Source organism: Enterococcus sp. AZ048 (assembly GCF_051715125.1).
GTDB classification, from domain to species: domain Bacteria; phylum Bacillota; class Bacilli; order Lactobacillales; family Enterococcaceae; genus Enterococcus_A; species Enterococcus_A gilvus.
The window spans coordinates 91,441-104,714 of the sequence record NZ_JBIOTD010000002.1; the positions used below are offsets into that span (position 1 = coordinate 91,441).

The 13,274-nt window shown below is 42.8% G+C and carries 10 protein-coding genes; 8 read left to right on the top strand and 2 right to left on the bottom strand.

Annotated features, from left to right (window positions below; all coding sequences use genetic code 11):
* Positions 1-4 precede the first annotated feature (4 nt).
* The 6 genes from ptcA (at position 5) to IGI66_RS14290 (ending at position 6,136) form a co-directional block, all read left to right on the top strand.
* Complete coding sequence (gene ptcA, locus IGI66_RS14265) at positions 5-1,024, top strand: putrescine carbamoyltransferase (RefSeq protein ID WP_010778987.1); 1,020 nt, start codon at positions 5-7, stop codon at positions 1,022-1,024.
* Between the two features lie 121 nt (positions 1,025-1,145).
* On the top strand, positions 1,146-2,567 hold the full coding sequence (locus tag IGI66_RS14270) for an APC family permease (protein WP_086305181.1): 1,422 nt from the start codon (positions 1,146-1,148) through the stop codon (positions 2,565-2,567).
* Entirely contained in the window at positions 2,521-3,618 is a 1,098-nt protein-coding gene (gene aguA / locus IGI66_RS14275) for an agmatine deiminase (protein WP_010778989.1), read from the top strand. Before IGI66_RS14270 ends, aguA begins: the two co-directional genes overlap by 47 nt.
* Before the next feature lie 9 nt (positions 3,619-3,627).
* The gene (gene arcC / locus IGI66_RS14280) at positions 3,628-4,557 is read left to right on the top strand and encodes a carbamate kinase (protein ID WP_010778990.1); all 930 of its coding nucleotides are present in this window, start codon (positions 3,628-3,630) and stop codon (positions 4,555-4,557) included.
* 117 nt (positions 4,558-4,674) lie between these two features.
* Positions 4,675-5,349, top strand: coding sequence for a lysostaphin resistance A-like protein (locus IGI66_RS14285; protein WP_438849341.1), 675 nt, complete (start codon positions 4,675-4,677; stop codon positions 5,347-5,349).
* Between the two features lie 118 nt (positions 5,350-5,467).
* Positions 5,468-6,136 (top strand): CPBP family intramembrane glutamic endopeptidase, encoded by a 669-nt coding sequence (locus tag IGI66_RS14290; protein ID WP_438849342.1) that lies wholly within the window; start codon positions 5,468-5,470, stop codon positions 6,134-6,136.
* A 101-nt stretch (positions 6,137-6,237) separates the two neighbouring features.
* Here the strand turns inward: IGI66_RS14290 and IGI66_RS14295 are convergent, their stop codons facing one another.
* Positions 6,238-8,805: a transglycosylase domain-containing protein gene (locus IGI66_RS14295; protein ID WP_316406034.1), complete on the bottom strand. Its 2,568-nt coding sequence runs from the start codon at positions 8,803-8,805 to the stop codon at positions 6,238-6,240.
* A gap of 180 nt (positions 8,806-8,985) precedes the next feature.
* Here IGI66_RS14295 and IGI66_RS14300 point away from each other — a divergent pair, with 180 nt between their 5' ends.
* Complete coding sequence (locus tag IGI66_RS14300; RefSeq protein WP_010778993.1) at positions 8,986-9,939, top strand: hypothetical protein; 954 nt, start codon at positions 8,986-8,988, stop codon at positions 9,937-9,939.
* Positions 9,940-10,485: 546 nt separating this feature from the next.
* Positions 10,486-12,546 carry a hypothetical protein gene (locus IGI66_RS14305; protein ID WP_438849343.1) on the top strand — a complete coding sequence of 687 codons (2,061 nt, stop codon included), beginning with the start codon at positions 10,486-10,488 and terminating at the stop codon, positions 12,544-12,546.
* A 134-nt stretch (positions 12,547-12,680) separates the two neighbouring features.
* Here the strand turns inward: IGI66_RS14305 and IGI66_RS14310 are convergent, their stop codons facing one another.
* On the bottom strand, positions 12,681-13,217 hold the full coding sequence (locus IGI66_RS14310) for a YbaK/EbsC family protein (protein WP_010778995.1): 537 nt from the start codon (positions 13,215-13,217) through the stop codon (positions 12,681-12,683).
* Positions 13,218-13,274: the final 57 nt, after the last annotated feature.

Below are 13,274 nucleotides of genomic sequence, written 5' to 3' on the forward strand. Positions count from 1 at the left end.
CAACATGGCAAAAAGAGATTTCATTACAACAGAAAATTACACGAAGGAGGAAATTCAATACATCGTCGATTTATCTTTGAAAATCAAAGCTTCTATTAAAAACGGTTATTATCCGCCATTATTAAAAAATAAAGTATTGGGTATGATCTTCCAACAATCTTCTACTAGAACACGGGTTTCATTTGAAACAGCGATGACACAATTAGGTGGACACGCAGAATACTTGGCACCAGGCCAAATCCAATTAGGTGGGCATGAAACGATTGAAGATACGAGCCGCGTATTGTCTCGCTTAGTCGATATCTTGATGGCACGGGTAGAACGTCATCACAGCGTGTACGACTTAGCAAATAATGCAACGATCCCAGTTATTAATGGGATGTCTGATTTCAACCATCCAACACAAGAATTAGGCGACTTATGTACAATGATCGAACATTTACCTGAAGGCAAGAAAATTGAAGACTGCAAAGTATCCTTCATTGGCGATGCGACACAAGTATGTTTCTCATTAGGCTTAGTAGCAACAAAAATGGGCATGGAATTTGTACAATTCGGTCCTAAAGGCTTCCAATTGAATGAAGACCACCGTGAACGATTAGATGCGATCTGTAAAGAATCAGGCGGATCATACACTGTATCTGATGAGATCGAATCTATCGAAGGCTCCGATTATGTATACACAGACGTTTGGTACGGATTGTATGAAGCAGAATTATCTGAAGAAGAACGGATGAGCACATTCTATCCGAAATACCAAGTAAACGATGAATTGATGAAACGTGCTGGCGAAAATGCGAAATTCATGCATTGCTTGCCTGCAACTCGTGGCGAAGAAGTGACAGATGAAGTGATGGACGGACCAAACTCGATCTGTTTCGATGAAGCAGAAAACCGGTTGACATCGATCCGCGGCTTGCTGGTTTACTTGATGCACGATTATGCAGAAAAGAACCCAACTGATGAAAAGAAACAAGCAGAAGCAAAAGCAGATTTGGAAGTCTTCTTAGGCAAAGCATTATAGACCCAAAAGGTGAGGACGGAAATGATCTGCGGCATTCAGTAAATTCATCAGGATTATTTCCATTCGGGGATTGAGGAAATCCTCAATCCCCGTTTCCCTTGTACCGGAAAGGAAGAAAACAATGGGAGAAAAAAAGAAAAAATTTAGTTTGATGAGTGCAATCTTATCCGTTATCTGTGTCGTATTCGTAGCGGAGGCGGCAGCGCCAGTGGCAGCAATCGGGAATTCACAGTTTTTTTGGTGGATCTTCTTACTGATCGCGTTCCTTTTGCCATACGGGTTGATTTCGTCAGAATTAGGAACGACCTATATTGGCGACGGCGGGATCTACGATTGGGTGACGCAAGCATTTGGTCACCGCTGGGGTTCACGCGTGTCTTGGTATTATTGGATCAATTATCCATTATGGCTGGCTTCTTTAGCGGTGGTTTGTCCAGATTTATTAACAACGATCACGGGCATTGAGTTTCCAACGATCGCGGCAATTCTGATCGAACTGGTCTTTATTTGGGTGATCGTGTGGATCAGTTTTTACCCAGTCGCGGACAGTGTGTGGATCTTAAATGGGGCAGCAGTCATTAAAATGCTTTTAGCGATTTTGATTGGTGCATTAGGACTCTATACGTTTGTGACAAAAGGCGCAGCGAATGAATTTACTTTGTCTTCAATGCTGCCAAGCTTTGACTTGAACAGTTTATCCTTTATTTCAGTAATCATCTTTAATTTACTTGGGTTCGAAGTTATTTGTACCTTTGCAGACGATATGGAAAATCCAAAGAAACAAATTCCGCAATCCATTATTGCCGGCGGTCTAGTGATCGCAGCAATCTACATTTTCTCTGCATTCGGGATCGGGGTGGCGATTCCAACCGATCAAATCAGTACCGGCAGCGGTTTGATGGACAGCTTCAAGCTATTGACAGGTTCGACTGGCGGCTGGTTCATCATCGCGATGGCCTTCTTATTCTTGCTGACGTTGTTCGGCAACATGATCTCTTGGTCATTAGGTGTAAACAATACCGCTTGCTACGCAGCAGAAAACGGCGATATGCCGAAAATTTTTGCAAAACGCGGCGGGAAAGACGAAATGCCGATCGGCGCAGCTATCATGAACGGGATCGTTGCAACTGTGGTAGTCGTTATTGCACCGATCTTACCAAATCAAGACCTATTCTGGGCGTTCTTCTCATTAAACCTTGTAATGTTCTTGATGTCTTATGTTCCAGTATTCCCTGCATTCTACAAATTACGCCAAATCGATCCAGACACACCGCGACCATTCAGAGTCGGCGGCAGCGACGGCGTATTGAAGCTTCTAGTGGCATTGCCAATGATCATGATCGTGATTTCGCTGATCTTTACTGCCTTGCCATTGCAATTTGATCCAGAAACATTGAGCCAACAACTTCCGATCACGATCGGAGCAATCGCCTTTACCATTTTCGGTGAAGCGATCATATGGGTGAAAAAAATCAAAAAAGAAGGAGTAATTTATCATGGCGAAGAGAATCGAAAAGACAACACCGAAGCAAGACGGGTTTAGAATGCCCGGCGAGTACGAACCACAGGAAAAGGTTTGGATGATTTGGCCAGAACGTCCAGATAACTGGCGCGACGGAGGAAAACCGGCTCAAGAAGCCTTCACGGAAGTAGCGAAAGCAGTCAGCAAATTTACACCAATGAACGTGGTCGTTTCGCAGCAGCAATTCCAGAACTGCCGTCGTCAATTACCAGAGGACATCACGGTTTACGAAATGTCTAACAACGATGCATGGATTCGTGACTGCGGGCCGAGCTTCGTGATCAACGGCAAAGGCGAATTGCGCGGGAATGACTGGGGCTTCAATGCTTGGGGCGGACTTGTCGATGGGTTGTACTTCCCATGGGACCAAGACGATTTGATCGCACAAAAAATCTGCGAGATCGAACACGTCGATTCCTACCGCACAGATGAGTTCATTTTAGAAGGTGGTTCTTTCCACGTGGATGGCGAAGGGACTGTCTTGACGACTGAAATGTGTTTGTTAAGTGAAGGGCGCAATCCTCACATGACGAAAGAGGAAATCGAAGAAAAATTATGCGACTATTTGAACTGTGAAAAAGTTCTTTGGTTAGGCGACGGAATCGATCCAGAAGAAACCAATGGACACGTAGATGACGTGGCGTGCTTCGTTCGTCCAGGAGAAGTCGCATGTATCTATACGGAAGATGAAAACAGCCCATTCTATGAAGCAGCACAAGATGCATACAAACGTCTGAATGAAATGACAGACGCAAAAGGCCGCAAGCTAAAAGTGCATAAGATCTGCTGCCCAATCGAAAATGTGACGATCGACGGCAATTTCAAGATCGATTACGTGGAAGGAACAATGCCGCGTGAAGACGGCGATATCTGTATCGCGTCATACATGAACTTCTTGATTACCAATAACGGCGTGATCGTGCCTCAATACGGTGACAAGAACGATGCGTTAGCTTTAGAACAATTAGAAATGATCTTCCCAGATAAAGAAATTGTGGGCGTAAATACAGTAGAAATCGTGTACGGCGGCGGAAACATCCACTGCATCACGCAACAACAACCACAAAGATAGGAGACCCTCATGTCAAAAATCGTAATCGCTTTAGGCGGAAATGCGTTAGGAAATTCTGCCAATGAACAATTAACAAAAGCAGAATTAGCAGCGAAATCCATCGCGGATCTCATTACAGCCGGACACCATGTCGTGATCGCTCACGGCAATGGCCCGCAAGTCGGAAAAATCCGTCTGGCCTTCGAAGAAACCAGCAAGACGGCGGAAGATACGATGCCGTTCCCAGAATGTACAGCGATGAGCCAAGGCTACATTGGCTATCATTTGCAGCAAGCCATTGATGAAGAATTGGTTTCCCGCGGAATGGAAGACATTCCAGTCGTTTCGATGCTGACACAAGTTGTTGTTGATCCGAAAGATCCAGCCTTCTCAAATCCAACAAAACCCATCGGCGGGTATTACACGGAAGAAGAAGCCAAAAAACTGATGGATGAAACAGACGACGTGTATGTGGAAGACGCAGGACGCGGCTGGCGGCGGGTCGTTCCATCACCAAAACCAGTAGATATCTACGAAAAAATCAGTTTAAAAACCTTAGTCGATGCGGGGCAAGTCGTCATCGCCTGTGGTGGAGGAGGTATTCCGGTTATCTATGAAGGCTCACGCTACAAAGGCGTCGACGCCGTCATCGATAAAGATTTTGCCGCAGCTAAAATGGCTGCGCTGATCGACGCAGATGTCTTCATTATATTAACAGCTGTCGACCATGTCTTCGTCAACTTCGGCAAACCTGATCAAAAGGCGTTGGAAACAACGACTGTCGCTGACATGCAGCAATACATTAGCGAAGACCAATTCGCTCCGGGCAGTATGCTGCCAAAAGTCGAAGCGGCGATCGACTTCGCTGAATCAAAAGCAGGCCGTCAAGCCATCATCGCTTCTTTAGAACAAGCATCAGAAGCCGTGAAAGGCAACAGCGGAACGAAAGTACAGATGTAAAAAGGGCAACTCATTTTCTCTTTAGTTAGGGGAAGATGAGTTGTTTTTCTATTAAAAGGATAATCACAGTTGCAGAGTAAAGCAGTATAATAAGAGAAAAGAAAGCGGGAGAAAGCAGTGGATGATTCGACGATCGAGCGTGTTTGGAAGGCAATTATAGGATCAGGTTTAGGTATCCTTTTTGTGGTTTTGAATATACTTCTAAATATGAGTGTGACAGCTATTCAAACGATTGATGGAGGCATAGGTAAAATTGTTGCTGAACTCTTGTGCTGCCTTTTAGCTGTTATTTGTGTAAGTGTGCTATTGGTGGCTTTAAAAAAGCTGAATGTCAGTACGCTTAAATTTAGTTTTCCTTCTGCTAAAACCTTGACGATTATTTTAATTGGTTTAGTGCTCTATCGTTTGCTTGTATTACTCTGTTCATATTTAATGTTACAAAAGGGAATGGGAAGCACGGCAAACGATCAGATGCTTAGTCGGGGATTCAATGGATTATCTATGATTGTGATCCTATTTATTTATGCTATTTGCACGCCAGTCATGGAAGAAGCAGTTTTTCGAGGGGGAATCATTGGATTTGTTTTCAAAGAGCATCAATTCCTTGGATTACTTCTTTCAAGTATTATTTTTACTGCATTGCATAATCCTACAGAAATATATAGTTGGCTCATTTATGGCGGCTTCTCATTGATTGTTGGCTATGCTTATCTCAAAACAAATCAACTCAGTGTTCCTATCGCTATTCACTTACTGAATAACCTGATTGGAATAATAGGACTGATTCTGTAATGGTTATAAGAGACAGGAAGTAATTAAAATCCCGATTTCTTGGTATATTTTCCAAGGAATCGGGATTTTTTGCGTGTGTTTGCACGGTACAATAAAAGAAAAGGGAGTGAGAGGAGCCATGAAAAATCAAACAGTCGATAAATTATGGAATGTGATGATTTGTATAGGATTAGGCGGTTTGGTCGTATTTTTTTCGGCGATGTTCTCCATGTTTTTAGTGATCGCCCAAAGAAACAACGATCATAGTTTTACGACAATTGATAGTTTTGCACTCTGTCTGTTTTGCTTATTTGCCTCATTTATACTCCTACGGCTTTCTCAAAGTTTAGATTTGTTCTTTTTTGATTTGAAATTTTTGACCAAGAGAAATATTCAAATCATTTTAACAGCCACGATTTCTCTACTTATTCTCTCCGTGTTGGAATCCGTCCTTATCGATCACAAAGTCATTATTGAAAAAGCGTTAAATCCATTAGACACGCAGGTTCTATCTACAGTTCCGCTAGTGATCATTGTACTTTTTACGTTTATCCTTAGTCCAATTATGGAAGAAGTTGTTTTCCGAGGAGGAATTATTGGGTTGGTTTTCAAGGATCACGCGTTTTTAGGTGTATGGGTATCGAGTATCTTGTACAGCATTTTATTGCAGCCAGAAACCTTCATCTGCGGACTCTTATATTTACTAGTGAATGGTATTCTAGGTCTCGCTTACGTGAAGACAGGAAGGCTGATTGTTCCGCTGCTTATCAAAATAAGTGCATGTCTGATAGTTTTTTTTCTCATATAGTGAATGGGATGGCGGCTGCTTTAAAGGAGTTTAATATCCGCAATTTGTCTATCTCATGTCACTAAACTAGAAAAACAGCCGCCGAATCGGCGACTGTTTTTTTAGTCTTTTTCTGCTTGCTCGACTTGTTTTTTCAAATCATTGATTCGTTTGTCTAAGTCTTTGCTTTGGTTCTTTGTGTCTTGAATTTGGTCTTTGACCGTATTCAGTTCAGAGTCTCGTGCGGCTTTTTCATGGGCGTACTCTGCTTCTTTGTTGCGGTAGACATTGGTGTATTGGTCCGAAAGGGAACCGCCCGATGGCTCAACCTGTTGGACCAGAGCAAAGACTTGTTGTGCATACTGATCGAAGGTCTGCCAATTGTCCTGACTGTCTGTGACGATGATCTCGAATTGACTCAACGTATCGATTCGTTCAGAAATCAATTGATTGCTGAAGGTTGAAGCTTCTTCAACCATTGGCGTATTCAACTTCGCCGCCGTTAATTCGTTGGCTTTTTGTTTCGCCAAGGTATCGATGTTCGCTGTCGAAGTCTGCAACGCATTCTTACGTGTTGCTAAGACTTGCTTGGTTTGACTGGAACGAGTCACCAATTGGTTGCCGACTTTTTGCACGGAAGAGGGCATTTGGAAATCAACGTCTTCTTTGCCATTATTTAAAAGATCCATCGTTTGTTTGAAAATTTCCTTCGTTGCCTGTCCCACGCTGCTGTTGTCCTGTGGTTGCGGCGTGTCATCGCCGGCCCAAACAGCTACGGTGTAATACGGGGTGGCGCCGACCGTCCATAAATCCTTTGCTTCATCTGTCGTCCCGGTCTTGACCGCCCAATTTTGATTGTGGGCCAAGGCCAGACCGTTTGCCGTACCGTCGGGGTCTTGATGGACAGCTTTCATCGTATCGATGGTCAAATAGGCAGCATCGTCGCTGTACACCTTTTGTTGCGCAAGATCGTTTTGCGCGAAGATCTCTTGTCCATTGTCTTTTCGCTTGATCGTTTGGATGTTTAATGGTGCGCGGTAATTCCCTTGATTAACTAAAGTAGCGATTCCACTCGCCATTTCCTGTGTGGTGGCACCATAGGTCATCCCGCCGACAGCGATGATCGGGTTATCGTCTTGGACATCAAGTCCGGTAAATTGCATTTGCGCTAATGGCTGATAGACAGGCTCTTTTAATTCTGCCCGATTTTCTTCCGCTAATTTGTACGCAACGACGTTTGAAGATATCGCTAAGGCATTTCTTAAGGTCAAGTTTCCCTTAGAGCCATTGTAAATATTGTTTGGATACGTGTCGTTTGGTCGATCATCTGAAACGGCATTTGTCTCAAGCAAACCGCGCTCATACGCAGGCGCATAAGAGACTAGTGGCTTGATCGCTGATCCAGGTTGTCGGAAGGAGAGAAAGGCCCGATTGTAGTGGTTGCCCTCTTCGCCGCGCCCGCCGATACTTGCGACGACATCGCCTGTCTGATTGTCAATGACTGTCATCGCCGCCTGCTTCGTAAAGAAATCATTTTCTCCACGGTCTTGCCAAGCGTTCATGACGTTGCTGACGATTCCTTGCAGTTGATCATGAAGCCCCGTATCAATGTTCGTGCTGATTTGATAGCCTCCGGAAAGGATTCGCTGATACACTTTGTTATACGCCGTCTTGTATTCTTCGTTGTAGCGATCTTCTTCTTCCTTTGAGTCAAATTGATACTGGAAGCGGAAGTCCTGTTGCCCCATTAGAATCTTCGTGGCTGAATCAACGGCTAAAGCCACTTCATTATTGTCTAGCTGATTGTTCAGGGCGTTACTATGAATCTTCGCGGAGATATCGTCTGATTTCGCTTTTTCATATTGCTCTTTCGTGATATAGCCCTGCGCGTTCATCTGTTTTAAAATCAGCTTGGCACGCTTTAAGGCATTTTCCTTATTGGTCGTAGGGTCAAAAATCCCTGGATTGTTCGTAATCCCTACCAGTGTTGCTTTTTCTAAAAGACTGGTGTCATTGATGGATTTTCCGAAATAGACCTTCGCCGCCGCGTTGATCCCATAGGCACCATGACCAAAGTACACGTTGTTTAAGTAATATTCTAAAATTTGGTGTTTTGTAAATCTTTTTTCCAGGGCTTGAGCCATGACCATTTCTTCGATTTTTCGAGAAATAGACACTTCAGGAGTCAAATAAATATTTTTGACTAATTGCTGGGTAATCGTAGAAGCCCCACGGACGCCGCGACCTGTAGCAGCATTCAATGCAATCGTCAAAAGCCCTTGCGTATCGACACCATGATGTTCGTAGAAGCGCTTGTCTTCAATCGACATCAACGCCTGGGAAACAAGGGGGTCCATTTTTTTATACGTTAAATAGTCCCGCTCCTGCGTTTTTAACTCTTTGATGACTTGCCCGTTTTTATCGAGAATCGTGGTGGGGTGGTATTGCTTAAAGTCGCTTTCTTGAATTTTCGCCGCATGCTCTTCACCTGCGTCGATCGCTGCGGTCACTTCTTTGCCATACTTTTGGAAAAAGAACACCGTTCCTGCGAGGAGCATTAAAAGCATCACGGTAAGTATGCCTAATGAAATCTTAGTAGATTTCGCCAGCTTGATCCGTGAAGGCTTGTTTCGTGTAGGTTTCTTTTTGAGTTCTTGTTTTTTTTGATGCCGTTCTTGTCTGTTTGCCATATCCGCCTATCCTTATAAATCATTTCTTCTAGTGTAATAGAAATTGACAAGAATAACTATCATAATCCTATTTTTGCAAGGAAAATTTTAGATAATTTCATAAAAATAGGCAGTTATTCACTAGAAATACTTGACGCTTTTGCGATTAGTCGCCACAATAAGGAGGAGACGAGGTGACCTATGAACACAGCAAAAAAATGGTTGATCTTTTGGGGTGTCCTGGCAGCGTTGTTTGTCGGCATTTTTGGTATCGTATTGAGCGGAAATTTCCCACAATTCACGATTCCCTTCAGCGTGTTCGCAAGCGACGACAAAGCACAGAAAAAAGAAGAATTGCCAAAACTTAAAACTCTGGCATTAAAAGATATCAATGATCAAACGTTAGTAGAAGAACAAACAAAAAAAGTGGATGCACTGAATACAGCCTTTGAGGATGCAAGCAGCTTCTCTAGTTCACAGGCAATGGCAAGCACGATCGAAAAAATTTACGGGTCGGCGAAGGATGGCAAAAACATCTTTGATCTTTACCGCAAGATTTATCCGATGGTAAGCTCTGAAGAGAGCGGCTTTGTGAGTGTCAGCTTGATTGGCTTTGGTCAACGACTGATCGATGACCAGCCCATGATGACCCAGCGGCAGGTTTGGAGCTTTACCGATACAAACGGGACGCGCCATGATTATACGGTGAGACTGCGTTTCAATGATAAAGAACTGTCGGAGCTGACCGCAGAAGACGGCAGTGATATGAAGTCTGTCATCACAAAGGATGATACGTACCTTGATAAATCCGCAGACTTTGAGACAGCATGGACGGAAATAGTCCGTAAGGGAACAGATACGCAGTTGTATCGACAAATGCAAAAAGCAGGAATGAACAAGGACCAAATAGAATTTAAGGCATTAGAGAAAAGTATCTCTGTGAATGATCCAAGCGGCTTCTTTGAACTATTCAAGGATACCCGTGGGGACCTTACACACGCCTACCTTTCCGGTTTTTACCATACAAACACGCCAACAGACGGCCAGTCGGATTACTACTTCCGAGTACCGACGTCCGAGAAAAAAGTTTCAGAATTCGTTGTTGTCTACGATCGCTTGCAGCAAAAGATCGTTTCGATCAATCGAAAAGAATAGGAAGAATTCTTTTAGTTTTACAAGATATACTTAATTAAAAATAATAATTATATGATAAAGGCCATCAATTTTTTTGAGGGTCTTTTTTTTTAGCGATCGATTGTTCTTAAAAGACAACTTTCTCAAAAAAGCGAGTTACTCCCAGTAATTGAATGCCCTCAGCCAACCAATTAATTAAATATATTATTAAATATATGGGATGTAGGAAAAACTTTTCATCATAATTCAAAGAATATTTTTGATTTTTGAGGGATTATAGAAATATATTACAATAATTGTTATATTTATGCCAAGAGGAAAATACCCCGAAGAATCACATTCTAAGAGGCGGGGAAAGTTGAGAGAGGAATCCTCTAACCTAAACATACGTGGTGGTATGTTTACTTGATGGGGGGTGGTACATGGGATTCTACTTCTGTTTTTGGCCAAAAACAATCTCTTAAAAAATAGACTGCTGCTTTTCTAAGGTAGTAGTCACTATAGTTAGGGTAGGGTTATTTGTTGTGCACTTTTTGCACTTGGGTAAGAGCAGAAAAGGAGAGCGAAATGAAAAAGAAGAGACTAATGAAAAAGTTTAAAGGGATCATGTCGTTGGTAACGTTACTGATCATGACGGTATCTTCATTGGGGATACCAGCGGAAGTTTTTGCGGCAGATAGCGACAAGCCGGAAAATCTGACGGTCAAATACAACAATGAACAAAATTGGACAACTATTCAATTTGATAAGGTTGCGGATGCAGAAAGCTACAACGTCTATCGTGGGGAAGAACAAGACGGTGAATTTGAAAAAATTGCTTCATTGAAAAGTGATAAGACCTTTACCGTAGACGATTATATGACGTTGAAGGTAGCAGGCACGATCAAATCGGATTATCTTTACTACTATAAAGTAGCAGCGGTCGTTGATGGGAAAGAAGCAGATGCTGCTGGACCAATCGCCAACCAGGACGTTGCTAAAAAAGAAAATGAAGAGGGAATCGATGCTGCTGCGGAAGCACCGCAAGTTGAGATCGCCGAATCTGAAGAAGCAGAAGAAGACGCTAGCAGCCGTATCTTTGGATCGTTCAAGCATAAAACAGGATGCGATACAAAGCATAGTGGAAGTGGCTGCAACAGTTATAACAAGCATGATTCACATTGTGATAGAAACCATAGTAAATACCGCAAATGCAATTCAAACAACTGGAAACATGGCGATCACTGCGACAAAAATCACGGCGGGAAAAACTGTAACGAAAACAATTGGAAACACAAACCCGACTGCGACAAAAACCACAGCGGGAAAAACTGTAACGAAAACAACTGGAAACATAAACCTGACTGCGACAAAAATCACAGTGGGAAAGAGTGCAACACGAACAATTGGAAACACAAACCTGACTGCGACAAAAATCACAGCGGGAAGGACTGCAACACGAACAACTGGAAACATAAACCTGACTGCGACAAAAATCACAGTGGGAAAGACTGCAACACGAACAACTGGAAACACAAACCTGATTGTGACGAAAAGCATAGCGGCAAAGACTGCAACCATAATTGGAAGCATGGCGAGCACTGTGATAAAAACCACAGCGGGAAACACTGTAATGAAAACAACTACAAAGAAAAATGGGATGCAGTTAAAAATGTTTGTGTGAGTGAAACACAGCATCATTGGCTGAAGCTTAGCTGGGAATCAAAAGGCAGCGATGCGGAATACAAGATCTATCGGGCAGTCAACAAGTGTAACGATTACAACTCTGGAAACTTCAAAGAGATCGCTACAGTAAAAGGACAAACGACCTATAATGACATCAAATTAGACCACAACACAACTTATTGCTACAAAGTCATGGTAAGACGTCCGAAGACATGTCCGTATACGATCGAAACAGTATCTAGCTCAAATATCGGTAAATTCACCGTTTGCGGAAAGACGCTGAATCCAAGTATCAAAGCTTCTGCTGTCTCTGAGAGAGCGATCAAAGTAACTTGGACAAATACGAAGAGTGACAATGGGTCTACTCGCTATGCAACAAGCTATACACTGTATCGCAGTACAACGAACAATATCAACAATGCAACAGCGATCACAGTGAATGGCAAGCAAGACGGTTCAGAAATGTCTTACCTAGACGATTGCTTGAACCAATGCACGACCTATTACTACTGGGTGAAAGCAAACTATGGTCAATGGAGCAGCTGGGTAAGTCCTCAATGGGGCCCAAGCTGTGCAACCACATTGAAGAAAAAGGAAATCGGTACTGGATTAAAAGGCTGCATCAAAAATTATTTAGTGTGCGGCTGTATTCCAACACGCTATTATGGCGCACAGATTTTCTTAGGTACGCAAAATCCTAGTACGTTAGATTATTCGAAAGTTCGCGTTTATCGAAGAACCGCTAGCGGAGGATATGGCTCTGCTTACACGACCATCGATGTTCGCTATGCCAAATATATGAATGGCGCTTTTGGAAAAGGTTATTACTTGGATTACACATTGAGCAAGGTCTGCTTATCTAGAGGGACTTACTACTTCGCAATTCAAGCTGTCGGCACAGATTGCGGAAAAGAGATCACTGGTCCGATGAAAGAAATCGGCTGTGTGACTGTAAGATGTTAAGCACCTCGCACGTGTGATCCATTAGGGTCGGGGGAAAAAAGTGTTTCAAAAAAAGGAAAGAAACCGTTTTTTGAGTGGCTTTCTCAAAAAATCGTCCAAAAAAAGTGTTAGGAGAGGGGTCTCCTAACACTTTTTTAATTGATAAAAATAGCTTCGTGACCTGTGTAAGGCAAGAATTTATCAAACACATCGGTCATTCGAAGTTTCATATAATTTGTAACAGAGCCAGAACTGCAGGCGTACCATTCCCGTTCAGAGACCGATTGATCGAACACTAATTGAATCTCATGATCGGGATCTTTAAGAAGTCCAAAGATCGTCGCCGCACCAGGAATCACACCTAAGCGTTCCTTCAACAAATCAGCAGAGGCAAAGGAAACGCGAGGAATCTCCATTTTTTTGCCAAAGTCCTTGGTGACAAATTTGAAATCAGCCGGCGTGATGTATAGGTAAAATTTCGTTTTCTTTTGATTGCATAAAAAAATCGTCTTTACCACTTCAACACCTAAGCGATCATCGATGTCAATGCAGTCCTCCATCGTCAAGGCTTCTCCAGTAGCGACTTGGTAAAAAGGAATCTCCAACTTTGCTAATGTGTCATAGGTTTTTTCTTCTAATTCCGAACCAAATTCAGTCGGCGGGGTAGTATGCATCTCACTAACGTAAACCATAGCGGCCTCCTCTTTCTTTGTGATAAATACTACAATACCTGTTTTTGGTCAGCTTCA

What these genes read in the sequence shown, in the direction of transcription:
- IGI66_RS14310 (WP_010778995.1), bottom strand. Translation starts at nt 13,217, where the DNA reads ATGGTTTACGTTAGTGAGATGCATACTACCCCGCCGACTGAATTTGGT.
- ptcA (WP_010778987.1), top strand. Translation starts at nt 5, where the DNA reads ATGGCAAAAAGAGATTTCATTACAACAGAAAATTACACGAAGGAGGAA.
- arcC (WP_010778990.1), top strand. Translation starts at nt 3,628, where the DNA reads ATGTCAAAAATCGTAATCGCTTTAGGCGGAAATGCGTTAGGAAATTCT.
- IGI66_RS14270 (WP_086305181.1), top strand. Translation starts at nt 1,146, where the DNA reads ATGGGAGAAAAAAAGAAAAAATTTAGTTTGATGAGTGCAATCTTATCC.
- IGI66_RS14305 (WP_438849343.1), top strand. Translation starts at nt 10,486, where the DNA reads ATGAAAAAGAAGAGACTAATGAAAAAGTTTAAAGGGATCATGTCGTTG.
- aguA (WP_010778989.1), top strand. Translation starts at nt 2,521, where the DNA reads ATGGCGAAGAGAATCGAAAAGACAACACCGAAGCAAGACGGGTTTAGA.
- IGI66_RS14295 (WP_316406034.1), bottom strand. Translation starts at nt 8,805, where the DNA reads ATGGCAAACAGACAAGAACGGCATCAAAAAAAACAAGAACTCAAAAAG.
- IGI66_RS14290 (WP_438849342.1), top strand. Translation starts at nt 5,468, where the DNA reads ATGAAAAATCAAACAGTCGATAAATTATGGAATGTGATGATTTGTATA.
- IGI66_RS14300 (WP_010778993.1), top strand. Translation starts at nt 8,986, where the DNA reads ATGAACACAGCAAAAAAATGGTTGATCTTTTGGGGTGTCCTGGCAGCG.